Origin of the sequence: Algoriphagus halophilus, from assembly GCF_041729275.1 — a bacterium.
In the GTDB taxonomy this organism is placed as follows: domain Bacteria; phylum Bacteroidota; class Bacteroidia; order Cytophagales; family Cyclobacteriaceae; genus Algoriphagus; species Algoriphagus halophilus_A.
On the sequence record NZ_CP146486.1, the window covers coordinates 822,387 to 846,727 of the forward strand.

Here is a 24,341-nt window from a genome sequence, read left to right on the forward strand (position 1 = left end):
CTATTCCAAAAATTTGACTAGTCTATTAACTGCCTTTTTGATCCTGTTCTTTGCCATTCAAATCCTCCTTCCCTTCAGATATTTCCTATACCCGGGAGAATTGTTCTGGACCGAAGAAGGATATCGGTTCAGTTGGAGGGTGATGCTGATTGAAAAAATGGGATCTGCCACCTTCTTGGTCAAAGGGGAAAACGGAGAAATCAAGGAAGTGGATAACAAGGAGTTTCTTACTCCCCAGCAAGAAAAGATGATGGCAACACAACCGGATATGATACTGGAATTTGCCCATATCCTACAACATCATTTTGAAAAAACAGGAATTGAAAATCCACAGATCTTTGTGGACAGTTATGTTTCCTTAAATGGAAGAATCGGAAAAGCATTGGTTGACCCAACAATTGACCTTTCCAAAGAAAAAGAATCGCTCGCTCCAAAAAACTGGATTTTAAAATTTGAAGATGAAATTAAAGGTTTTTAATACATTCCTAATAGGGTTATTTCCAATGTTCTTGGTGGCTCAATCCAAATTGAGCGGTACCATCAGATCATCTGAAAACAACCAGGCTGTTTCTTCCTGCATCGTCTATTTAAATGATGGGTCAAAATTGGTAGAAGCCTCTTCCAAAGGTGAATTCTATTTTGAAAACCTGGCCAATGGCTCCTATACCGTTCATTTCACCAGCGAATTTTTTGAGTACAAGAAAATTCAGGTGTCCATTGCAAATAAAGACCAGAACCTGGAAGTGTTTCTTGACCCTAAAAGCATGAATCTGGCGGAAGCGGTGGTCACAGAATCCGCATCAGATTTTGGCCTTTCCGGATGAACGCGGTGGATAACATGGGCCTGTACGAAGCCAAAAAATCAGAAGTGATCCTGCCTGAAAATATGACGGCCAACCTGTCTACCAATAACGCAAGACAGGTCTATTCCAAGGTAGTAGGATTAAATATTTGGGAAAATGATGGAGCCGGTCTTCAGTTAAGCATTGGAGGAAGAGGGTTGGACCCTAACCGCTCCTCCAATTTCAACACCCGGCAAAATGGGTACGATATCAGTGCGGATGCACTAGGTTATCCTGAAAGCTACTACACTCCACCTTTGGAAGGAATTGGTAAAATACAGATTGTAAGAGGGGCAGCCTCCCTGCAATATGGAACTCAATTCGGAGGACTGGTGAATTTTCAGATGAAGCGTCCGGTGGAACATAAAAAATGGAATTAACCGCCCGGCAAACCCTTGGTTCATTCGGCTTCTACAATGCCTTCACCAGTCTTAGCGGGACCCATAAAAAATTCAGCTACTATACCTTTTTTCAATACAAAAAAGGGAATGGTTGGAGACCCAACTCTGAATTTAACAGCTATAATTTCTATACCAATCTTAATTACCAAGTCACAGAAAACACCAAAGTAGGTATTGACATCACGAAAATGACCTACCTATCCCAACAGCCTGGGGGTCTAACCGATGAGATGTTTGAACAAGACCCAAGACAAAGTAATCGATCAAGAAACTGGTTCAATGTGGACTGGAATTTATATGCTTTCCATTTGGACCATAAATTCAACCAGAATAATTCGGTCAATCTTAGATTCTTTGGATTGAATGCCAATCGCTATTCCGTTGGTTTCAGACCCAATAGGGTGGCCACCATAGACGATAATTCCGAAAGGGATCTTATCAAAGGTGATTTTGAAAATTGGGGCACTGAGTTTCGATACCTCAAAAGGTATTCGCTGGGCAACATCCAATCCATAGGAATCACCGGAATCCGTTATTACCATGGATATAACCATAGTACGCAAGGGTTTGGCAGTACTGGGTCAGATGCTAACTTTAATTATTTGCCAGGGGAAGACAACCTGCTCAATGACTATGAATTTCCAAACAAAAACCTCTCCCTGTTTTGGGAAAATATCTTCTTCCTAAATGATAAACTATCCATTACTCCCGGGGTCAGGTTTGAAAACATCAAAACTTCAGCGGAAGGCTATTATGCGGTCGTTTATAGAGATCTGGCAGGGAACATTCTTGAACGAAATGTGGTGGAAGAATCCAGGAAAAATAACCGGAGCTTTCTGTTGGGGGTGTAGGCCTGAGTTTCAAGCCAAACGAGAAATTGGAGGCCTATTCCAACATTTCGCAGAACTACCGTTCCATCACATTTAGTGATATGCGGATCTCCAACCCTTCCGCCACCATTGATCCGGACCTGGAAGATGAAAAAGGTTACTCCATCGATCTTGGAATCCGTTCTGATCAAAACAGGTTAATCAATTATGACCTGAGTCTCTTCTACTTGAACTATAACAACAGAATTGGGGAAGTCCAGTATTATGATGAAAGCAATCGGGTATTAAGACAGCGAACCAATATCGGTCAGGCCATCATCAGTGGCTTTGAGAGTTATGTAGAATGGGATTTCCTATCTACTTTATTCCCTGAAAATGTGTCATGGAGGGGCACTGTATTTAGTAACCTCGCAATCATTAACTCCACCTATAAAGCCAGCGATATCAATGGAATTGAAGGTAATGAGGTAGAATTTGTCCCAAATATTAATTTCAAAACCGGACTTTCTGTTGCCTATAAAAACTTTAAATCTTCCCTTCAATTCAGTCATCTCAGTGATCAATTCAGTGATGCCACCAATGCCATCGATGGGGGTGTTTCAGCAGTGGTCGGTTTAATTCCTGCTTATTCCATCATGGATTTCAGTTTATCCTATGAGTACAAAAAATTGAAGTTTGAAGGATCTGTCAACAATTTGACCAATGCGATTTACTTTACCAGAAGAGCGACAGGGTACCCTGGTCCTGGTATTTTACCCTCAGATGGAAGGGGAATTTATTTAACTGTACAGTTTCAACTCTAGTCAACTATTAGCTAGGCTTTACTCTGATTTATTCAGACACAAAAACAGCCGATTTTTTACAAAATCGGCTGTTTGTTTTTTTAATATGTAATTAATTCAACGTCCAATAGTCCTTCATGACTACCGCTTCCTTGGTGGATGATTGACCATTCATTTCAACCTCCACGGTGTAAGTACCAGGGTTCACGGTACGGGTAATGAATCTCATCGATTCAATTCTCCTCTGGATGTCTTCCTCTTCCATTCCAAATCCACGGAACCGTTCAGCGGTTTGATCCAACTGCTTCTGGGTCCGCTCTCCTGTAACTTCCTCAAATTCCCAAACAAACTTATTTAAGCCCGCTTTTGAATCTATAGATTTGGTGAAAATCTCTTTGGCACCTTTATAGATTTTAATCGTTGCTTGACCCGCATTCTTGGCGTAGAATTGAATATGGTTACCTGGGCTTCTGCTCTCTCCATCAAAGTTGGTATAAGCAGTCACATTGCTCAAACCTTCGATGTATTGCACGGCAGGTTGGATATCAAATAAAGTCAATTCCGTATCCAGCACAGTTTGATCCAATCCCTGAAGAGGACTGATATCCGCGATAAAAATACCTCTACCATGGGTAGCAACCACCAGTTCATTTTCTCTTGGGTGAATCACCATATCATAGGCCGGATTACTTGGCATATTGGTCATGAACCTGGTCCAATTGGCTCCCCCATCGATACTTGCATAGGTTCCCAATTCTGTTCCCACAAATAATAAATCGGGATTTTTAGAGTCCTCTCTGATGACATTTATTCCTCCTGCTGGGATACCCGCGGCAATAGAAGTCCAGGTTTCACCCCAATCGGTTGTTTTGTATAAGAATGATGAAAAGTCATCTCTTCTCATTCCATTATAAGAAAGGTAAGCGGTACCCGGATAATGTGCAGAAGCCTCAATTCTTGTTACCCAATACTCCGGATTGTTTGGAATGTTCTCATTTAATAAGGTCCAGGTTTTTCCACCATCTCTCGTTACTTGGACGTTTCCATCATCCGTACCTGCCCAAAGCTCATTGGGGTCCAATGGAGATTCCTCCAATGTGGTAATCGTTCCATACTGGATATTTCCGGTTCCCAATGCCTTGATAGAATCATTTTTAGATAAGTCAGGACTGATTTCAGTCCAATTTTCGCCTCTGAAACTGGATCTTAGCACCTTGTTGCCTGCATGATAGATCACATCTGTATCATGTTGTGAAACCACGATAGGTGAATTCCAATTCCAGCGCATCTCTCGTGCCCCAGAATACCGGATGCTCTTTGATTCACCTGTTTCCAGGTCCAAGCGTTGAATTGGTCCAAATTGAGACTCGTTATACAGGTATCGATTATTGGATCGATCAATCACGTTATACATTCCATCTCCTCCTCCTACTCTTTGCCAAGCTTCAAAAGGAATGGAGCTTCCGTCTTTCATGGAACTTGGACCTCTCACAGAACCATTGTCCTGTAATCCTCCATACACATTATACGGATAAGCCATGTCCACATCTACCGCATAGAACTGAGCCAAAGGCAATTCATCCGGATGATACCAGGTCGCCCCTGCATCATAGGTGATGCCCATTCCATGGTCGTAGCCAAGCAACATATGCTCGGAATCCGCCGGGTCAATCCACATCGCATGATTGTCCCCTCCAAATCTGAAAGGCATTCCCCAGGTTTTACCCCCGTCTTTGGTTTCCCAAACACGAATTCCCAGGACATACACATGGTCCTCATCGTTCGGATCCACGATTACCTGTTGATAGTAATAGGAAGGGTATCCTCCTACATCCTCCCCTTCTGGGCTTATTTTTCTCCAGCTTTCACCTCCATCATCAGATCGATACATTTCTGTTCCAGCTGTTTTTTGATCGTTGCCCAGAGGAAGTCCGATCTCAAGCATTCTTTTTCTTTCTTCCTCAGAAATCCCTTCCACATTGACGTTCTCAACATTGGCATAGACCACATTTGCATTGTTAGGTGCATAGGCAAGACCTATTCTACCTAAAAATCCACCGGGGAACCCATTGCTTAGCTTATTCCAGGACTTCCCTCCATCCGTGGATTTGTACACCGCACTTCCTTCTCCCCCTTCATTGAAAGTCCAAGGTCTTCTGATTTTATCATAGGCCGCAGCGATCAGGGTATTTGGATCTTCAGGACTCATGATTACATCCACCACTCCAATATATTTCCCGTCTTCACGCTGGATATCCAACACCTTTTTCCAGGTTTTACCTCCATTGGTTGTCTTGTAGAGTCCTCGCTCTTCATTCTCAGAATACAAATGGCCCAAAGCGGCCACGTAGACCACGTCAGAATCTGTGGGATCTATGACGATTCTGCCAATATGATGGGACTCTGGAAGCCCCATGTTTGTCCAGGTCTTTCCGGCATCCTTAGATTTATAAATCCCATCTCCCCAATAGGAACTTCTGGAGTTGTTTGCTTCTCCGGACCCCACCCAAACCACATCGGGATTTTTTTGGTCAACGGCTACCGAACCAATGGAAATCACTGATTCATTGTCAAAAATAGGAGTCCAGGACTGTCCATTGTTCACGGATTTCCAAAGTCCCCCTGAAGCAGTAGCTGCATAGATTACTTTCGTTGAATTGGCCACTACTGCGAATTCAACATAACGACCTCCTTGCCTGGTAGGACCTATTTCCCTGAATCTAATAGCCTCCACGACTTGGTCAGGGATTTTCTGCGCATGAGCATTGGGAAGTGAAACCGCTGAAATTAACAGTCCCATTGCCAAAACACTCTTTAATTTTTTTGTAGATTGTTTGATCATAGAATTAAGGTTGTGCCACTTAAATTAAGGTAAAAAGCAAGCACCACAAAACCCCATGAACTCAATTATGTAAGTGGTGGGAATGCACGGCTTTTTGGCAATGCCAACCGGAAATCCCGGACTAAATACAAGATAAGCATGGCTATTCTTTGATTTTTTTGAAAAGGACTCCTTCCTTTTGAATCCGATAGCCCCTGACTTTCCCCACGCTATCACGCTCAAAATAAACCAAATCCCCATCCACATCAGAAAAGATATTTTCTGATTCAAAGAACAGCGGGAATTTCACCCCCTTGATGATCGCATGCAAATCAGGAGAATGATCCACTAAAACAAATTCCAAAGTCGCTCCCTCCTTGTATTCAAAGACTCCCGTATAGTCTGACAAGCCAAAATCGGTATGCAGAAATTCATAGGGATCTTCCTCCGTTAAAATCAACCCGTCTCCCGGAACCCAGTTGTCATACTCCATATAAAATGCAGTCCGCTTCGCCTTGGTCAGCCCCTGGAATTTGGCTACCAAATGCAAAGCCCCATCTATTCCTGCAGAAATCCCGGCAGTGGTGACCACCTTCCCATTATCTACAAAACGAACATCCTTCCGGACATCTATAGTTGGATAATTTTCTTCCAGGTTGTCTAATGCGTCATGAAAAGTAGTGGCCGTTTGACCATCCAGTATCCCGGACTCCGCCAATAAAAACGCACCCGTACAAACAGAAAAATAATAGTCAGTATCCACTTGCTTTTTGATCCAATCAATCACCGCAGGATCTTTGTAGGCGCTGGCAGCATTCCCTCCGAAAAAAGCAAGTACATCCGCTTTGGGGGCATCTTCAATGGAATAATCAGGGGTCACCTTTAAAACGCCTTGTGATTTTATGGGATTTTTGCTTTTGGAAACAGTAAATACCCGATAGCCGGCATAAGAAAATACTTCCAAAGGGCCGGCAAAATCCAACACCTCTACTCCATCCTGAAGGTAAAAGGCAATTGTTTTTACCTCCTCTTTACGAATCAAAGGCATGTGACAATGAGGGCAAATACCCGGTTCCTCATAAACTAGGGAATCACATGCAGCTCCACATGGGGGACAAATGTACTGGGAGGGGTTATTGGAAAATCCTGGAACGAATAACATCAAACTTAAAAGAAGGGATAAAATAGGTTTGAGCATGATTCTTTTTTCTCAAAGCTACCTTAGCCATGGGCAAATCGAAAGGACAAAACAACTCACTATTGGGACAATTGATGGGGTAAAAACCCTTCAAATTTCCTGATAAGTTAACGAAGTTGATTGCTGCTTTTTAACCCGCAGCTGGTGCTGATCACCTCCAACTTCTGACCACTTGCCAACATTTTCACCGCTTTTTCCACCCGTAGTTTATCTCGATACTCCCCCAGGGTGATTCCTGTGGTCTTTTTGAAATTCCTGCTTAAACTTCTTGGGCTCATGCAGGCCTGTTCCCCCAATCTTTCTAAGCTCAGATCCTGATCAAGATTCCCTGCCATAAAATCCTGGATTTCATGGATCCGGGTATCCAGGTGGTTTCGGAACTGAAGGAACACACTCAATTGAGGGTCTTCTTTGGACCTTCTCACATACAAAACCAATTCCTTTGCAACCTTCATGGCCAGAATGGGCCCATACATTTCTTCCAACACATACAAAGACAAATCAATCCCGGAGGTAACCCCCGCGCTGGAATAGATATTCTCATCTTTGACAAACAACCGATCCTCCAACCAGCTGGTCTTTGGGAATCGCTTTTGAAATTGTTTCAGGTATTTCCAATGGGTGTTACAGCTTTTCCCTTCCAGAATCCCGGAAAGCGCCAGGATAAAGGTCCCGGTACAGACAGAACAAATCTTGGCTTTTCGGTCATGTTGCTGCTTTAACCATTCCAAAAATGGGACAGCGGCTTGTGCAAATTCCCTACTCAGAAGAAGTTCGGAATCAATCCCAGGAATAAACACCCAATCCTCCGAGTGGAGCTGAAAGTCAACAAAGTCCACCAGTCAAGAAAGAGCAAGCCCCGCACTTGATTGCTGGGTTTCCCTCTTTCTGTGCTGATAAAGTAAGTCTCCAAACCCGACTCCATCATTCCTGCCTCGTAAAAAGCATGGATTGGACCACTGATATCCAACAAATGAACTTGGGGAGGCACCGCAAAAAAGACCCGCTTTACTTTTTCCATGGTCCTAACCTAAGCTTTTATAAAGAATTTTGACAGGCTATTGGAATGAAAAAACAGGTAAATGAGGATTTCAATCCAAGGAAGCCCACCCCAAAAAGGGAGCATTTCAGATCAACTAGTGATCCTTCGCTTCTCTGATGCTATTTTTTTCCTTTCCCCCATCCATTCAACCCTAAACCCTTGCCAAAGTCCATTCAACATTTTTTTTGTAAAATTAATCTTATCCCTATTTGGATTAAATCTAAATAAATCTACTTTTGTCATGTATTTATAATTGATCTAAATAATGATAAGGAAAATAATTCTGGTATTCTTGGCAGGGGCCCTGGTGTCATGTGGATCTCCTGAACAATCCAAAAAGGTGAACACGGATCAACCCTCCAAAAAAATAATTACAGCCGGAGGCACGATCACGGAGATGGTGAACGCATTAGGCCATGGGAATGAAATCATTGCAACGGACTTAACCTCAACCTATCCGGAAGCGATGAAGGAATTGCCTTCCATCGGCTATAGGAATCAGATAAAAGCAGAAGGGATTTTAGCTTTTGGGCCTGATTTGGTCCTGATAGAAGAGGGTTATTTAGCTGCAGATGTCATAACCCAACTAAAAGCTGCCCAGGTTGAACTGGAGGTGTTTACCAAACCCAAGTCCATCGCAGAGACCAAAACCCTGATCACAGCGCTTTCTGAATTTTTTCAGGAAAAGGAAAAGGGACTCCAACTCATTTCAGAAATAGAGGATGATTTAGAGCAATTAAACGGGTTTTTAGCCACCCAAGATCGCAAGCCCAAAGCTTTGTTTGTCATGGCAAGGGGACCGGAAACCCTATTCATGGCTGGAGAAAAACTTTTGCTTCTGAGATGTTTAAACTGGCTCAGTTAGAAAGTACAACTACTGGCTTTGATGAGTTCGCTCCTTTAAGTCCCGAATCCTTACCCTCATTAAACCCAGACTTTATTGTGCTTTTCACATCAGGTATCCAAAGTTTGGGCGGATGGGAAGGCTTATCAAAAATTCAGGGAATGGATCAAACTACCGCCTTCCAGAAAAACCAAGTTATTTCAATGGATGGTCATTACCTGTCCAGCTTTGGACCCCGTGTAGGGAAAGCTGCCTTGGACCTTGCTAAAGCTGCCAGACCCTAATGCTGATTTCAACGTCACATAGGGATAAGTCCAAGTGGCAAAACCTCATCCTGTTGGCTTTTGCGCTCTCCTTGACTGTATTACTTGTCCTCTCCCTCTCTCTGGGAGCCTATTCCATTTCCCTATCACAAAGCTTTTCCATTTTGATGGATCAGGTAGGCATTCGTATTGGGTCACATCACATACAGCAGGAAAATGTGCTGCTTCAGATCAGGTTACCCAGGGTAATGATGGCTACCCTAGTAGGAGGAGGATTGGGAATTGCCGGGGCCTCCCTACAGGGAATGTTCAGGAACCCCTGGTAGAACCCGGTTTAATCGGAGTCAGTAGCGGAAGCGCACTCTTCGCGGTCATCTTCATGGTATTCATCCCTGTCTCGTCCGGCCTGTTCGAAGCTTTGCAACTCGTAGGACTGCCCTTGTTCGCATTTTTGGGTGGATTATTACATGTCATCGGGGTCTATCAACTTTCCAAAAGCCAGGGAAAATCTGAATCGGGAATGTTGATATTGGCAGGTGTTGCCATCAATGCTTTAGCAGGGGCCTTGATTGGACTCGTGCTATTCTTTGCGGATGATACGGCCTTAAGAAGTTTTACCTTCTGGAGCTTGGGGGACCTGGGAGGTTCCGTCTGGAATAAAATCCCAATCAGCATCCTATTTATCGGGGGCCCTTCCCTCTTGCTGCTCTTCCAACATCAAGCCTTGAATGCGCTGGCTCTTGGAGAGCAAGAAGCCTTTCATATGGGGGTCAATGTGCAGAGAATCAAGCTGCTGCTTTTAATCTGCTGTGCATTAATTGTAGGAACCGGAGTATCCATGGTAGGAATGGTCGGCTTTGTTGGATTGGTGGTTCCCCACCTGATCCGGATTCTTTTTGGGGCTGATCATCGACTCGTCTTACCGGGATCCTTTCTGCTTGGCGCCATCTTGATGAATGTCGCAGACCTGATTGCCAGAATCATCGTAATCCCTGCAGAGATGCCCATTGGGGTCATTACCGCTTTAATCGGAGCACCATTCTTTATCTGGTTGATTTTTAACCTAAACCATTCCAAAACCTATGCTTAGAGCTTCAAACATTCATTTTTGCATCAAAAACAGGGCGATAATAGATCAGATGAACCTGGAATTGAATCCAGGGGAAATCCTGGCAGTCTTAGGCCCGAATGGGGCAGGGAAATCCACTTTATTCAAATTCCTATCCGGAGAAATCGCTTGTAGGCAAGGTACTGTTTCTTACAATGGAAAATTGGTTCATCACCTCAAACTAAAACAATTGGCGGAGATCAGATCGGTGATGCCCCAACATTCCCAGTTGAATTTCCCTTTTTCCGCTGAAGAAGTGGTCCGGCTGGGTTTGATCAGTTCCAGTTCAAGGTCCCCGCAACACCTGATTTCCGAACTGATGGAAGTGACCAATACGGCACATCTCAAAGAGAAAGCCTTCAACCACCTCTCTGGAGGAGAAAAGCAACGGGTTCATTTGGCAAGGGTCCTGGTTCAAATCTGGGAAAACAAACCCTTTCCAAGATTTCTGCTGTTGGATGAACCTACTTCCAGTCTGGACATTGCCCAGCAACATGCAGTCTTAAAAATACTGGACCGCTTAAAATCCAGAAACATTGGCATTCTGGTGATTTTACACGAATTGAACCTGGCTATTCAATACGCGGATAAAATAGCCCTGCTAAAGAACGGAACCCTTGTAAAGACCGGAGAAGTGCATGCAGTCATGGAAAAAGAAACCTTGGCCCATGTGTTTGACCACCCCATCCAACTGATCAAAAACCCTTATACCGGAGGACTTATAGTCTCGTCCTCCCCTGAAATAATGTCAACATTATCCTCTTCAAAACTAACCTACTATGGAAATCTTTAATGAAGCTACCCAAACCCTAAAGCAAAAATGGGAAGCATTAAAAACAGAATCGCCTCAATTGAGAATCCGGGATGCCGCAAAAAGACTCGGGGTTTCTGAAGCCGAACTTTTAGCGACCGGGATCGGTGAGCAGGTGATTAGACTTCAAGACAATTTTGAATCCCAGGTACTTGATTTCCCGCAGCTTGGGAAGGTCATGTCTTTGACCAGAAATGAAGCATGTGTCCTGGAGCATAAAGGTCCTTTTCAAAAAATCGAACTACATGCCGCCGGTTCTTCCACCATCGCTACCGTGATTGGCCCCATAGAACAACGTGTGTTTTTCAAAAGCTGGAAATTCGGTTTTGCCGTGACTAGCCCCTCTCCAAAGGGAATATTAAAAAGCCTACAGTATTTTGACCAGACGGGAGAGGCCATTTTAAAAGTCTATTTACAGGAGCAATCCAATCCAGCCGCTTATGAACGAATGCTGGAAAAATACGCATCGGAAAATCAACATGGCACTCTGGACATAGAAACGCCTGAAATGCCCTCCTACTCCTCTTTCAATGAGCTGGATATGGAAACATTCCAATCTGATTGGGCCACTATGAGAGATACCCATGACTTTTTCGGGATGCTTCGAAAGCACCGGCTGAACCGATTGGATGCTGTAAAATGGATTGGGGATAGATGGGCTTACGAAGTAAACAAGCTTTCGGTGAGGAAAGTACTTTCTGTTGCCTCTGAAACACAATTACCCATCATGATTTTTGCCGGTAATAAAGGGAACATTCAAATCCATCAGGGAAAAGTAAGAACCATCAGACAGATGGGAGATTGGATCAATGTACTGGATCCTGATTTCAATATGCATCTCAACGAATCGGAGGTGGATTCCGTTTATGTGGTACATAAAAACACCACAGATGGATATGTATCCGCACTTGAACTATTTGACAAAAACGGGGAATTGGCTGTTCAATTCTTTGGTCTTAGAAAATCAGGATTACCCCAAAAACCCGCCTGGAAAGAATTATTGGATCAATTGACTTAATACGGATGGGGAGGTAACACTCCCCAAAAAATTTTAATCCTATGTTTAGATTTAGTCTAAATAAAATTATCACTTCTATCCTATCTATCCTCTTTTGGTTTCCTCCCGGGTTGGCACAGGAAAAAGCTAAAGTGATCAGTAATTCCGGAGAGACGATTCCCTTCGCGACGATTCAGGTAATGAATGGAAAAGGGATCACAACTGACCTGGAGGGGAAGTTTGATTTGGATCAAGATTTGAGAAATAAACGGTTCCAGATTTTGGCATTAGGCTACCAGTCCAATTGGTATTATTTAACTGATAATGATACGATTAAAGTATTTAAGCTAAAGGAGGAAATCAATGACTTGGATCCCGTGGTGGTCACAGGAAATTACGAGCCTCAATCTGCCAGGAATTCGGTTTATCAAGTTCGTTCAATTGAAAAAGAAACGCTTCAAAACAGGGCCTCCACTACCATTCAGGAAGCATTAAATACCCAGCTGGGAATTCGGTTCAGTCAGGACAATGCATTGGGATCATCGAATATGGAACTTCTTGGATTGTCCGGACAAAATGTGAAAATCCTTATCGATGGAGTTCCCATGGTTGGCAGACAAGGCACGTCCAACGAAATCAATATCAATCAAATTGATGTGAACCGAATTGAACGCATCGAAATTGTAGAAGGACCCATGTCGGTGGTATACGGAGCGGATGCACTGGCCGGAGTAATCAACATCATCACCAAGAAAGACCTTGGAAACACCTGGAGTTTGTCGGCTAGAATCCAAGAGGAAACTGTTGGATCCGAATACCAACCCTTTACCCGCAAAGGCAACCACACCCGCAGTGTTTCCGGAAATTATGGGATTAATAAATGGAACTTCGGAGCCTCTATTTCACAAAACAATTTCGGGGGCTGGAAAGGCAAAAAAACAGGTCGGGACTATGAATGGCTGCCAAAAGATCAGATTTTTTTGAATCTGAGCGCTTCCTGGACAGGAAAATCTTTCTATGCGGACTATCAATTGGACTACCTGGATGAAACAGTATTTTCTTATGGTGCGGATGCACGATTTGAAATTTTAGATCAACAGTTCATCACCTCGAGATGGATGCACAGAATAAGTGGAAGATGGGAATCATCAAACGGCATTGGCCTTACCTGGCAAGGTGCCTATACCGATTACTCCCGGGACTCTGAGACCTGGGTGACGCAGGTCTACAGTGGCGAAAAATACCAATCCCAAGCAGAAGGGGCCAATTCCACCATCCATTACCAAGGCTTCACCTGGAGAATGATGGTGGACTGGAAATTAGGGAACACACTACGGCTAAATCCAGGGGTAGACATTCACCTTGAAAAAGGAGCAGGAGAACGAATTGTATCCAATGAGGGAATCCGGGATTATGCAGTTTTCCTTTCAGCAGAATGGGCGCCCAGCCCGAAAATCAGTATCAAACCTGGAATTCGGAAAACCTGGAATTCGGCTTATGAGGCACCTCCAATCATCCCTTCGATCAACAGCAAATGGAATCTCTCAGATCAGTTGGCCATTCGGTTTGCGTATGCTTATGGCTTTAGGGCCCCTTCCACCAGAGAGTTATATTTTAATTTCTTCGATGCCAGTCATAGCATCTCTGGCAACCCAAACCTCAAAGCAGAAAACTCCAATAGCGTCAACGGTTCCCTGGATTGGAAAAAGCAAGTTTCCCAAGGGGTTCAATTGAAAACGGTCCTCAGTGGGTTCTATAATGACCTTTCCAATAGAATCGCCTATGCTCAGGATCCTGACAATTTGCAGGTCACTACCTTGATCAATGTAGATAGGTACAAAACGACTGGACTTACCCTAGGAGAAAGCCTTTCCATGAAAAACTGGAATTTCAACCTGGGCTTTTCCTACATAGGAAGGTATAATCAACTATTCCAAGAGGAATCCGACCTTCCCGCTTTTGTTTGGACCCCAGAAATCACCTCTGATATTTCCTACCAGATTAAACCATGGAAAACCACGGCCAGTCTTTTTACAAATGGACGGGAAGCCTGCCTGGTTATGAAATCTCCCTGGATGAAAATGGAAATACCCAACCAAAAGAAATTGAATTGGACGGATTCCAATGGATGGATCTCACCTTCAAAAAGAAATCCGAACAAACCTGAACCTGCATGTGGGCATAAAAAACCTGTTCGACATTACCCAAATCAACAGCAGTTCGGGATCCGGCGCTGCGCATGGCATGGGGTCGCAAAGACCCATAGGCTATGGAAGATCCTATTTCCTGGGGCTTACTTATCAATTAAAAAACTAACCAATTTTCAATATTCTATACCATGAAAAACAATCGAATACTCACCATCTGCTCATTATTCATAGGAGCCAGTCTATTTTCATCTTGCAAGGATGATTCAGCTCCAATGGTCATTCCCCCGGATGAATCCGGATGGATGGAGGTAAATGGCGGTGGAGCTACCTATCCCAATACTGCTTTTATCAAATTGAGATCAAGTGAACAAACTGCCGTCAAGAGATCGGATTGGGACCTGGCATTTTATACCGGATCCGACTTCAAGGTGTTGATCAACGGAACGACAGGAGCCATGGCCTCTGCCACTGGAAAAATTCTTTGGAGGAGGTTGGAGCCGAAGAAATCTCAGCGGCTGAATCGTCAGGAGAACTCCTGCTCTCCTTTACCAACCTGGAGGGGATTCTTCATGTGGATGACCCTTCTAATCCCTTGGAAAACCCCACTATAGCCCCAATCAGTGCATCAGATGATGAAAATGAAGTATACCCCTTAAACAGAGGAACCAGTGGAGCCACTGAAAGAACTTGGAAAAAAATCAAAATCACGAGAGCTAATTCCGGATACCTTTTGGAGCATGCTGATGCAACTGGAAACAGCTCTAACTCCCTTGAAATCCCCAAAGATGATTCATACAATTTTGTGTACGTTTCCTTCGAGCATGGAATAGTGGAAGTAGAACCCGCCAAAGAAGATTGGGACATTGCCTGGACAGCAGGCACCTCCTCCACTCCTTACCCACAGGCATCCAATGGAACCTTGGCTTATTTTTTCCAGGATTTGGTTTACCACAACATCTACGGTGGAACCACCACGGCAGAAGTGCTGGAAGAGGCTATCCCTTATGAAAACTTTCTCTACTCAGATATCGCTTCCCTGGACTTCAATTCAGACAACAGATTAACTATTGGCTCTTCTTGGAGAGGAGGAGGAGGTCCAAACTCAAGTCCCGCGGTTCTTGAAGACCGGTACTACATTGTCAAAGATTCAGAAGACAATTATTACAAGTTAAGATTCCTCTCATTGACAAAAGATGGAGAAAGGGGAAGACCCTCTTTTGAATACGAGCTGGTGAAGGAAGATGTATAGTAATGGGTAGTTCACTATTCACTTAGAGGCTGCTTTTGCAGCCTCTGTTTATGTATTCCTACTCCCCACTATACTTTTAAAAAAAGAATCTTTTCCTACCTTAGAAACTGAAAATCCCAACTCTTTTTAGATCGTTCTAAGCATGTTTCAGAAAAGACCAATCTTTATCGTTATCCCCTTTCTTCCTCTTCTCTTTTTAATACTGGCTTTTACTACGCTGAATACAAAAAATCCCTTCCCAAAACGCTCTATTTAATCGGAGATTCGACGGTTCGAAATGGCGGAGAGGGAAATCTTCAAAGAGGATGGGGAAACTTTTTACAGGAGTTCTTCGATAGCAGCAGATTGAACGTCAGCAATCAGGCCATGGCAGGAAGAAGTAACAGAACCTTCCTGAAAGAAGGAAGGTGGGACAAGGTCTTGAGTACGCTCCAGCCCGGAGATTATGTGATCATGCAATTTGGTCATAATGAAGGATCAGTCCCTGATACCACGAGAGCAGGTTACCGGGGAGTTCTGAGAGGCATGGGAGAGGAAACCAAAGAGCTGATTTGGCCAGATGGCACCAAAGAAACGGTGCATACCTATGGCTGGTACCTGGAAAAGTTCATCCAAGATACCAAAGCGAAAGGAGCCACTCCCATTGTGGCATCCATGATCCCCAGAAATAAGTTTCAAAATGGTGAAGTGGAAAGGGCCAACCAAGATTTTGGGAAATGGGCAAGGGAAGCTGCAAGAAGACATGGGGTTCCTTTCCTGGACTTAAATACCCTTATTGGGGACCAATACGACACCTGGGGACCAGAGGTCGTGAAAAGGCTATTTGAAAAAGATCACACACATACCAATGAAGCGGGTGCCAGAATCAATGCCTGGTCAGTGACCCAGGGAATAAAAACCTGAACAATACTGATTTGAAAGAATACCTGAAAAAAGATCAACCTACTTTGTTCCTAATTGGGGATTCTACCGTGAAGAATGGTCAAGGTGATGGAGCAGGCGGGCTTTGGGGTTGGGGAGATTTTTTAGCTCCTTACTTTGATTCCGATCAGATAAAAGTTCAAAACCATGCCCTTGGAGGCACCAGTAGCAGAACCTTTCAGACGTATGGGCTTTGGGAAAAAGTGTTGGATAAAATGGAGCCGGGAGATTATTTGATCATGCAATTTGGCCATAATGACTCCAGCCCCTTAGATGACACTTTAAGAGCCAGGGGAACCATCAAAAGTGCAGGGCTGGAAGCCGAGCATATTTACAACCCGATCACAAAGCAACAAGAAACCGTTTACTCCTATGGCCAATATCTAAGACAGATGATCTTGGCAGCCAAAGCCAAAGAGGTATCTCCCATCGTCTGCTCCTTGATTCCAAGAAATAATTGGGAGAACGGAAAAGTGGTTCGAGCGGACCAAGGATACGGGCTTTGGGCTAAACAAGTAGCTGAAGACACCCACACGGCTTTTATTGATTTAAACACGTTAGTGGCAAACCATTACGATAGCTTAGGTGAAGAATTCGTGAGAACTCATTATTTTAACGAGACTGACCATACCCATACCCTACAAGAAGGCGCTGAACTGAATGCCCAACTAGTGGCAAAAGCAATTGATGAGCTGACGAAAATTGCTTTGAAGGAATATTTAATAAAGTGAAGTTCGTCATGATTCGTCTTGAACAATGTACCAAGAGCAGAATAAGGAATACCTCGTTAATGGTTTGAAAACAAATTCTCCAATCTGAAATCTGATATCAAAAATTACCTATGTTGAAAAAATTAGCTTTCCGAATGAAATTGATTCCAGGATTTGAAGAAGAATATGAAAGGCGTCATCAAGAAATCTGGCCTGAATTGGTGGATTTGTTAAAAGACACAGGAATCGTGGATTACCATATATTTCTGGATAGGGAAACCTCCAATCTTTTCGCTTTCCAAATAATCGAGGGAGATGCAAATTCACAGGACCTAGGAAACACTGAAATTGTTCAGCGCTGGTGGAAATACATGGCAGATATTATGGAAACCAATCCAGACAACTCTCCTGTGTCTATTCCTCTTTTACCGGTTTTCAACTTAAATGAAGCTCAATCCCATGAATAGATTTTTACTTTTTACCTATTTGGCTTTCTCCTCGGTCTTTTTGTGCTGTGCTCCCGATAATAAAAACGCCGTAGGCACTGCTGATTGGCCTGAAATCACCCCTACTTCAAAGCCTTGGACTAGATGGTGGTGGATGGGAAGTGCTGTAGATCAACAAAACCTCTCTTCCCTACTGGAACAGTATCAGGAAGCAGGGTTGGGAGGCGTGGAAATCGCTCCTATCTATGGAGCGAAAGGGTATGAAGATCGATATTTGGATTACCTGTCGGAGGATTGGTTGGAGGTACTAAAATTCACCGTACAAAAAGCAGATTCCTTGGGTATGGGAGTGGATTTGACCCAAGGTACAGGCTGGCCATTTGGCGGTCCTCAGGTAAACTTGGAGGAAGCTGCCAGTGCCATGAACATACAGGATTATGAAATTCATGATGGCAAGAGGCTTTCCGACCCGATAATTTTCCAAAGAAGGAATGAAAACCAACCTATGGCCAAACTGGTTGCCATCATGGCTTATGATGAACATATGCATGCGAAAGAGGTGACCGAATTCTTAAAGGAGGATGGGATGTTAGAATGGGCAGAACCTGGAAACTGGAACATCAAAGCAATCTTTTTAGATAAAACTGGGCAAAAAGTAAAAGAGCCGCCCCTGGGGGAGTAGGATTTACCTTGGATCATTTCAGCAAGGCAGCAGTTGATTCCTATAACCGCTATTTTGAAACTGCACTGAGCGGAAAGGATTATGGATTCAGGGCTTTTTACAATGATAGTTTCGAGGTATATGGTGCTGATTTCACCGCTGGTTTTTTTGAGGAATTTGAAAAATTAAGAGGATACGACCTGAAGGAATATTTACCTTATTTGGAAATGGAAGAGGGTTCTGAAATCGTCCGCAGGGTAAAATCGGACTATAGGGAAACCATCAACGATCTTCTCCTGGGTAATTTCACAAAAAATTGGACTACCTGGGCGCATACCCAAGGAAAGATCACCAAAAATCAAGCACATGGTTCTCCGGGAAATTTATTGGATTTATATGCAGCGGTGGACATTCCTGAATGCGAAACGTTCGGGTCCAGTTATTTCCCTATCCCAGGATTGAGGAGAGATAGTGCCGATATCCGAAATGTGGACCCAGATCCCATCATGTTGAAGTTTGCTTCTTCAGCAGCACATATCACCGGAAAAAACCTCGTTTCTTCTGAAACCTTTACCTGGCTGGGAGAGCATTTCAAATCCTCCTTTTCCCAAATGAAGCCAGAAGTGGAACAGGCCTTTTTAGCTGGTGTCAATCATATATTTTACCATGGGGTCACCTACAGCCCCGATGATGTCTCTTACCCGGGATGGCTTTTTATGCTTCCTTAAACCTCACCCAGCAGAATAGTCTTTGGCCACATTTTAATGAATTTAATCAGTTCATCACCAGGACTCAATCCATTCTCCAAACAGGTAAACCCGACAATGAATTATTGGTCTATTGGCCCGTGTATGATGTTTGGTCAGCGCCAAAAGGAAAGATGGAAATGATTACCGTGCATACAGTGGATGAATGGCTTCACCCAACCGAATTTTACAAACAGTCCAAAAACCTGATGGATTCTGGATATTCCCTGGATTTTATTTCAGATGACATGATTTCAAAATCAAGGGTGGAGCAAGGAAGAATTCAAACTTCCGAAAAGAACCAGGCTCAGGTATTAATCATTCCCTCAACGGAATTCATGCCCATTGAAACCCTCAAGAATATCTTAAAACTGGCGGAACAAGGGGCTCATGTGATCTTTCAGTCAAAACCCAAGTCCACCCCAGGTTACCCTATCGATCAAGCTGCAATGCAAGCAGAACTGGATCAATTATGGGAAACGCTCAATTTTGAAAATGGGAAATCCGAGCATGGAAATGGACAAGTTATTTTGTCCAATTCCATCCAATCTGCCTTGGAAGAACTAGAGATAGAAAGAGAAACCTTGGTAGATTCAGGGCTGGATTTTATACGTAGGAAAACGGAAGATGGTACGTATTACTTTCTTGTCAACCACAGTCCTCATGAAATCCACCAAACTTTTTCACTGAATGTCACTGCCGAACAATTGGTGGCAATGGATCCATTGACCGGAAGCAGGGGAATATTGGAATCGAATATTCTGGGAAGCAAAACCAACATGTCAATCTTTCTCAAATCTGGGGAGTCCATTTTTATCAAAGCATTGGAAGAGTCTATAGAAACTGCGCTGCCAAGTTGGCCCGATTACAGCAAGGCAGAAAGAAAACAAGACCTCTCTACCAATTGGAGCTTAACATTTAAGGAGGGTCAACCCCACCTTCCTTCCTCCCAACAAATGGAGACCATCCATCCATGGACCAACCAGGGAGATCCTAGTGCGGATGATTTTTCAGGACAGGCAAACTATACTTCCAATTTTGATTTAGAAAAAAATGAAGGGAAACGCTATGTATTACAGGTGGATCAAGTATATGAAAGTGCCAAAGTTTGGATCAATGGGGAGTACGCTGGAGCCATCTGGAGTATTCCTTTTCAACTGGATGTAACCGAGCATCTTAAAAACGGTCAAAACAGTATCAAAATAGAAGTGGCGAGTTTGATGGCCAATAGTATCCGTTATTTAGACAGGAATGGAATTCAATGGAGGAATTACCATGAAATCAATTTTGTAAATATTGATTACCAACCCTTTGATGCAAGCAACTGGAATACCATGCCTTCTGGGATTGGAGGGAAAGTTCAACTATTGGAATTTTAAATCTCAGCAACCTTAATCTTCTCTGTCACCTACTCTTTCATTTCCATGACTGGAGGCAAGCCATGGTCAGAATCAATAAGCTGATTTTCTTTTGGGAAATCCCAACTTCCCTGGGGTAATAATCCATTGCATAGCCCACTTCAACTTATTATGGTAAGTCTTTCTTCTCATAGGTCTTTTTGAGGATAAACCAGATGATGTAACAACCTATGATCAGGCCTGGAACAAAAGACACAATAATAACGGTAATACCTGTTGACTCACTTCCTGCGCCTATAATATCAAAACTCCCATTAAAGAAAAGAGATAAGGAAATGGTGAAAAAACACAGGATTAAAAACACCAAAAACAAAATTTCCCTGTAAATCATATAGGGCCAATTATCTCCGTAATTCACCAATATCACATATTGGCTCAAAAACAAAACCACAATAACAATCAACAAAATCAGGGAAATCACCATAAATCCATCTCTATAGACATCCCATCTGTCCAGTAAGCAAGCACATTCCGCATCATTTTGAAGTTTATTTTCATATGGGCTGATCTTGAAATTATAGGCCGCAACTGAATCCCATGGACTTGAAATGGAATCTATTTTCATAATTAGATTCTTTCGGGTAAACATAAAATTGGAATCCAGTTCACTCTTCGCTTTTCTATCTAGCTTTGAATAATACGGATCCGTTTCAAGATCTGAAATTGGGATGATGGAAGTATACTCAGAATACTCACAATAACTATTGAAATCCAACGGGTAGTCCCGATTATATTTTCCTTGAATGATTTGAATATTATTACTGGATGCCCAATATAGATCTGAATAGATATAGTTTAAGTTCCTCAAGAGTTTTCCGAGATTGGCAATCCCGCTTTTTAGATCAAATGAAAAAATTGTGGACCATAGGGATTCTTCTTCTGAAGACGCTTCATTGTTTAAAGCATAATAGGATGAATTGAGCAAGGGAATGGTGTCTACCTCAAACATAGCCGCAGCCAGTGCATCCTGGAACTCAAAGTTGAAATCATCATTTCCATACCCCCAAACAGCCACTCCTCCCAGTTGTTGCTCCACGGCCCAAACGTATTTTAAATAGAGGCTCCGCCCATCTTCAAACCACACTTGCCTCAATTGATCATTTTCCTGATAATTTATATAGGGAGAGGCTTGCTCTGGATCAAACCCAGAGATATAGATGGAATCATTGCTAAAGGAAATTTCGGACTGAATCCTATTCAGGGTCATCTCTCTTCCGGATCCCGAAGATTTGGAATAGGGTTCAAAGTCCTGCTTAGGCCAAGTAATCCCAAGATATCCTACCGTCATGATCACTTTACTCAATGGCAAATTCGAGTTCAAATAAAAATTGATGGTTTGCTCAATAGACCCCCTGCTTACTTTGGGATCATGATATAATGGGCTCGGAGAAAATGGAACATAGGAGGCGGTTACATTCAACTCGTTGGTATGAATTAAGTAATAATCAATCACTCGGTTGAGCGCTGTAAAATCATAGGAATAAGACTTTTCCCTGAATTTCAAGGTTCTTAATGCAGGCAAACTCAGACTCAATTCAAACCCCTCAATTCCACTCAACTGACTCTTTAACTTACTGATAAATGAAGAAAATCTACCTGAATATTGCTCTCCGAATTCTTCAAAGTAAATAGTAGCTCCTTTGAGGTGATAGCTTTTGGCATACTGGCTTAAATTCTTTATTAAAGTATTTTGAGCACTAGTATCTTGAAGGAACCTATTGACGACATAGGCTGATTCACTGAAAATAGACAGCGATAGGTTTTTTCCTTCATTGATGGCATTTTGAACAATCTGATCAGTTAGGAGGGCAGTTAACTCTGTGGAATTTCTGGGTGATCCATCTGTATTTAAATCGTATCCATACAGAATTAAATCTGTCAAATAACCCAGGTTTTTATTCCTAAGTTGGGACCCCTCTCTATTTGAATACCATCCAAACACCTTTCCTTTGGGTTGTAGGCAGTAAAATTGATTGGTCTCCAGTACCAAGGAGTCCAAACTCCCTGAATCGCACCACATGTTCACTTGTCGGAGTTGTTGCAACTTATTGGAAACTAGCGTAGCATTTTCCTTGGATTCCTGTTGAGCCTGATCTGACAATCCTTTTAGAACGGACTCCAGCTTAAATTGGATGGAATCAATTTTCTCTTTGGAAGCCTTGGTATCCAATAGGCTGATCGCTTGTTGAATCTGATTCCCCAACTCCATTCCTGTAGTATCATTTGCAGAGATCTCTTGGGCCATTTTCACCAATTCATCAGAGATTGCCGAAATCGTCGCTGTATCGATGCTTAAATCCTGTTCATTTGTCAATTCCTTCAGAAAGTCATAAACTGTCTGGCGCTCTCTTTTGATTCTATTATCACGGAATCGAATAGGCTGAATGATTTTTTGTATCAGGGATTTTTTGGTGGTATCCGCCAAGTTGACTGAATCCAAAACAATTTTAGCTGGAGGGATTTCGGTCTGGGCATAATTCTTCGTCGAAACGCAAAAAACCATGATTAAAAACCCAAGCCAAAAAATAGAATAGGAGCATTTCATACGATAAAATTTAGCCGTTGCTTTCATAGTAATATCATCTCCAGTTTATCTCGATTCCTTTCTTCATCCAGGGTAGTTTGACCATAGATATTCCCCAAGGAATACTATCCAATAACACATCCACGCTCTTCTTTTCCACCACCAAAACCAGTGAACTAAAGCCATGTTCAAGGCTTCCTTCCCGTTGTAAAAATGTTTCCCTTACTGCATCATGGGACACGTTTTTCATTTTTCCCAATTACTTTTCATGCCTCCCAACATGGCATCTCCCATGCTTTTTCATGCTCGGTTAGTACAATCTCTGCCTCCAAATGCTCCTCCGGAGAAATCCCGGTCAAAAACTTATTGAGAACGAGTTCGTATTCTGGAAAATCTGTATGCCCATATGCGATGTATTGCAAGAGGTGGCAGGCCCTATGTTGTGCCTCTGGAGAAACAAAGCTGGCATTTTCAAGCCATTCCAATTTGGTGAAGAGCATCGTTAAAAATGGCCAGCAGAGTACCAGCCCGGCATTTTTTACAAACATTTGATCCCCTTCTTTTAGGTCAACACTGTTATTTTCTTCCATTAATTCAACCTTTAAAAATTGTTCTATTGACATTACCAATTCTGGAGCTACCCTGCTCTTAAAAGAATCCTGCTTATAGGCCTGGTGAAGAATTGATTTCCAAGGGTAGCCGGAAAAATTCTTGAGTAAATAATGGTAGAATATCAAATAATACCGGGAATCAATCTGCGAATTACCTGACCTGACCTGAAACCATGCAAATGAATAAACTAACCACCGCCACTTGGCAGGATTGACATTTTTGATATAAACAAAAGGTGCCAACTCCAAAAGTGTAAGGATGTATTCCTTTTGCCTGGAATCGGAAAAGAGCGATTCAAAAACTCTTCGATCTCCAAACTTCAAAAGCATTTCACGAAGCGGTTCCAAATATTCATTCCCTGCTACCTCTAAAGTCTCTAAAAGATTAGTCTTGGAAGTTTGATGGAACTTTACTTCCTCGTCTTTGGAGTATTTTTGGATCTCCAAATTCCTCTTTAATTCATTCTTGGAATTTCCCGGATCATCGAATGAAGCAATTAACTGTTGAAAATCGGGTATTTCCTGACTGAGCTTCTTGGTATTTTTAAGTAGCAATAGGATGGTGTTCCTCTGTATCAGCCCTTGTTTTGAAAGTAGGCTTTCCAAGGTCCTAGAATCTAGTTGATACCGCAATAATTTTCGTTGAGAATCAGTGGCATGATCAACCAGGGTGATATATTCCATTAAAAACACTGAAAGGTTTTTGATGGGGCTCCACCAAGGCAAAAACCCTCTCTCTTTTAGAAAACCAAAAGTTTCACTCCATCGAAATAACTCTGCCTCCTTGTTAACTGAAGCGGCATCCTGAATGGACTCTAAATGCTTTAAGAAATGTGACTTAATCCTTGAATCCAATTGACTTGATTGCTCAACTTTTAACTTTAGGTAGATTTGACTAATCACTTCCTTGTTTTCCCAAATCAACCTATTGACCACTTTCTTAAAGAAAAATCCAGGTATCCGTCC

The 24,341-nt window shown here is 42.7% G+C and carries 25 protein-coding genes and 1 pseudogene; 19 read left to right on the top strand and 7 right to left on the bottom strand.

The features are described 5' to 3' along the window. Nucleotides 1–13 precede the first annotated feature (13 nt). From V8V91_RS04410 to V8V91_RS04430, 5 genes are read left to right on the top strand one after another with little or no spacing between them, the layout of a single operon-like run. Nucleotides 14–478: a hypothetical protein gene (locus tag V8V91_RS04410; protein WP_373398954.1), complete on the top strand. Its 465-nt coding sequence runs from the start codon at nt 14–16 to the stop codon at nt 476–478. Then, on the top strand, nt 459–824 hold the full coding sequence (locus tag V8V91_RS04415) for a beta-sandwich domain-containing protein (RefSeq protein WP_373398955.1): 366 nt from the start codon (nt 459–461) through the stop codon (nt 822–824). The genes V8V91_RS04410 and V8V91_RS04415 overlap by 20 nt, the downstream gene beginning before the upstream one ends. Then, complete coding sequence (locus tag V8V91_RS04420; protein ID WP_373398957.1) at nt 821–1,222, top strand: TonB-dependent receptor plug domain-containing protein; 402 nt, start codon at nt 821–823, stop codon at nt 1,220–1,222. The genes V8V91_RS04415 and V8V91_RS04420 overlap by 4 nt, the downstream gene beginning before the upstream one ends. Further along, entirely contained in the window at nt 1,213–2,094 is an 882-nt protein-coding gene (locus V8V91_RS04425; protein WP_373398958.1) for a hypothetical protein, read from the top strand. The genes V8V91_RS04420 and V8V91_RS04425 overlap by 10 nt, the downstream gene beginning before the upstream one ends. Nucleotides 2,095–2,120: 26 nt before the next feature. After that, nucleotides 2,121–2,876, top strand: a complete 756-nt coding sequence (locus V8V91_RS04430; RefSeq protein WP_373398959.1) for a TonB-dependent receptor domain-containing protein — start codon at nt 2,121–2,123, stop codon at nt 2,874–2,876. A gap of 91 nt (nt 2,877–2,967) precedes the next feature. On the opposite strand, the gene V8V91_RS04435 is transcribed toward V8V91_RS04430, so the two are convergent. The 4 genes from V8V91_RS04435 to V8V91_RS04450 form a co-directional block, all read right to left on the bottom strand. Then, nucleotides 2,968–5,697 carry a WD40/YVTN/BNR-like repeat-containing protein gene (locus tag V8V91_RS04435; protein WP_373398960.1) on the bottom strand — a complete coding sequence of 910 codons (2,730 nt, stop codon included), beginning with the start codon at nt 5,695–5,697 and terminating at the stop codon, nt 2,968–2,970. Between the two features lie 142 nt (nt 5,698–5,839). Continuing rightward, complete coding sequence (locus tag V8V91_RS04440) at nt 5,840–6,874, bottom strand: DJ-1/PfpI family protein (RefSeq protein WP_373398961.1); 1,035 nt, start codon at nt 6,872–6,874, stop codon at nt 5,840–5,842. 107 nt (nt 6,875–6,981) lie between these two features. Then, nucleotides 6,982–7,674, bottom strand: a complete 693-nt coding sequence (locus V8V91_RS04445; protein ID WP_373398962.1) for a GlxA family transcriptional regulator — start codon at nt 7,672–7,674, stop codon at nt 6,982–6,984. Continuing rightward, complete coding sequence (locus tag V8V91_RS04450; protein ID WP_373398963.1) at nt 7,638–7,895, bottom strand: hypothetical protein; 258 nt, start codon at nt 7,893–7,895, stop codon at nt 7,638–7,640. The genes V8V91_RS04445 and V8V91_RS04450 overlap by 37 nt, the downstream gene beginning before the upstream one ends. 286 nt (nt 7,896–8,181) lie before the next feature. Between V8V91_RS04450 and V8V91_RS04455 the strand changes: the two genes are divergently transcribed. From V8V91_RS04455 to V8V91_RS04520, 14 genes and pseudogenes are all read left to right on the top strand, one after another. Then, the gene (locus tag V8V91_RS04455; RefSeq protein WP_373398964.1) at nt 8,182–8,781 is read left to right on the top strand and encodes a hemin ABC transporter substrate-binding protein; all 600 of its coding nucleotides are present in this window, start codon (nt 8,182–8,184) and stop codon (nt 8,779–8,781) included. Beyond that, the gene (locus V8V91_RS04460; protein ID WP_373398965.1) at nt 8,760–9,044 is read left to right on the top strand and encodes a hypothetical protein; all 285 of its coding nucleotides are present in this window, start codon (nt 8,760–8,762) and stop codon (nt 9,042–9,044) included. The genes V8V91_RS04455 and V8V91_RS04460 overlap by 22 nt, the downstream gene beginning before the upstream one ends. Continuing rightward, nucleotides 9,044–10,113: pseudogene (locus V8V91_RS04465) on the top strand (FecCD family ABC transporter permease). Before V8V91_RS04460 ends, V8V91_RS04465 begins: the two are co-directional and overlap by 1 nt. Beyond that, nucleotides 10,106–10,924: a heme ABC transporter ATP-binding protein gene (locus V8V91_RS04470; RefSeq protein ID WP_373398967.1), complete on the top strand. Its 819-nt coding sequence runs from the start codon at nt 10,106–10,108 to the stop codon at nt 10,922–10,924. The pseudogene V8V91_RS04465 and the gene V8V91_RS04470 overlap by 8 nt, the downstream one beginning before the upstream one ends. After that, on the top strand, nt 10,911–11,960 hold the full coding sequence (locus V8V91_RS04475) for a hemin-degrading factor (protein WP_373398968.1): 1,050 nt from the start codon (nt 10,911–10,913) through the stop codon (nt 11,958–11,960). The genes V8V91_RS04470 and V8V91_RS04475 overlap by 14 nt, the downstream gene beginning before the upstream one ends. Nucleotides 11,961–12,001: 41 nt before the next feature. Then, a complete protein-coding gene (locus V8V91_RS04480) occupies nt 12,002–14,281 on the top strand; it encodes a TonB-dependent receptor domain-containing protein (RefSeq protein ID WP_373398970.1) in 2,280 nt (759 codons plus the stop codon). Further along, complete coding sequence (locus V8V91_RS04485) at nt 14,278–14,700, top strand: hypothetical protein (protein WP_373398972.1); 423 nt, start codon at nt 14,278–14,280, stop codon at nt 14,698–14,700. Before V8V91_RS04480 ends, V8V91_RS04485 begins: the two co-directional genes overlap by 4 nt. Then, complete coding sequence (locus tag V8V91_RS04490; protein ID WP_373398973.1) at nt 14,682–15,338, top strand: HmuY family protein; 657 nt, start codon at nt 14,682–14,684, stop codon at nt 15,336–15,338. The genes V8V91_RS04485 and V8V91_RS04490 overlap by 19 nt, the downstream gene beginning before the upstream one ends. 255 nt (nt 15,339–15,593) lie before the next feature. Beyond that, nucleotides 15,594–16,241, top strand: coding sequence for a rhamnogalacturonan acetylesterase (locus V8V91_RS04495; protein ID WP_373400616.1), 648 nt, complete (start codon nt 15,594–15,596; stop codon nt 16,239–16,241). A gap of 11 nt (nt 16,242–16,252) precedes the next feature. Continuing rightward, complete coding sequence (locus V8V91_RS04500) at nt 16,253–16,990, top strand: rhamnogalacturonan acetylesterase (RefSeq protein ID WP_373398974.1); 738 nt, start codon at nt 16,253–16,255, stop codon at nt 16,988–16,990. Nucleotides 16,991–17,100: 110 nt separating this feature from the next. After that, on the top strand, nt 17,101–17,436 hold the full coding sequence (gene rhaM, locus V8V91_RS04505) for an L-rhamnose mutarotase (protein ID WP_373398975.1): 336 nt from the start codon (nt 17,101–17,103) through the stop codon (nt 17,434–17,436). Next, nucleotides 17,429–18,097 (top strand): glycosyl hydrolase, encoded by a 669-nt coding sequence (locus V8V91_RS04510; protein WP_373398976.1) that lies wholly within the window; start codon nt 17,429–17,431, stop codon nt 18,095–18,097. Before rhaM ends, V8V91_RS04510 begins: the two co-directional genes overlap by 8 nt. A gap of 8 nt (nt 18,098–18,105) precedes the next feature. Continuing rightward, entirely contained in the window at nt 18,106–18,804 is a 699-nt protein-coding gene (locus V8V91_RS04515; protein ID WP_373398977.1) for a glycosyl hydrolase, read from the top strand. Beyond that, nucleotides 18,783–20,201 (top strand): glycosylhydrolase-like jelly roll fold domain-containing protein, encoded by a 1,419-nt coding sequence (locus tag V8V91_RS04520; protein ID WP_373398978.1) that lies wholly within the window; start codon nt 18,783–18,785, stop codon nt 20,199–20,201. Before V8V91_RS04515 ends, V8V91_RS04520 begins: the two co-directional genes overlap by 22 nt. A gap of 148 nt (nt 20,202–20,349) precedes the next feature. On the opposite strand, the gene V8V91_RS04525 is transcribed toward V8V91_RS04520, so the two are convergent. Genes V8V91_RS04525 through V8V91_RS04535 form a run of 3 tightly spaced genes read right to left on the bottom strand, consistent with a single transcriptional unit; the run spans nt 20,350 to nt 24,278 of the window. Beyond that, the gene (locus V8V91_RS04525) at nt 20,350–22,785 is read right to left on the bottom strand and encodes a glycosyl hydrolase family 18 protein (protein ID WP_373398979.1); all 2,436 of its coding nucleotides are present in this window, start codon (nt 22,783–22,785) and stop codon (nt 20,350–20,352) included. A 34-nt stretch (nt 22,786–22,819) separates the two neighbouring features. Further along, nucleotides 22,820–23,014, bottom strand: a complete 195-nt coding sequence (locus V8V91_RS04530; RefSeq protein ID WP_373398980.1) for a contractile injection system tape measure protein — start codon at nt 23,012–23,014, stop codon at nt 22,820–22,822. A gap of 16 nt (nt 23,015–23,030) precedes the next feature. After that, complete coding sequence (locus tag V8V91_RS04535; protein ID WP_373398981.1) at nt 23,031–24,278, bottom strand: contractile injection system tape measure protein; 1,248 nt, start codon at nt 24,276–24,278, stop codon at nt 23,031–23,033. Between the last annotated feature and the right edge of the window lie 63 nt (nt 24,279–24,341).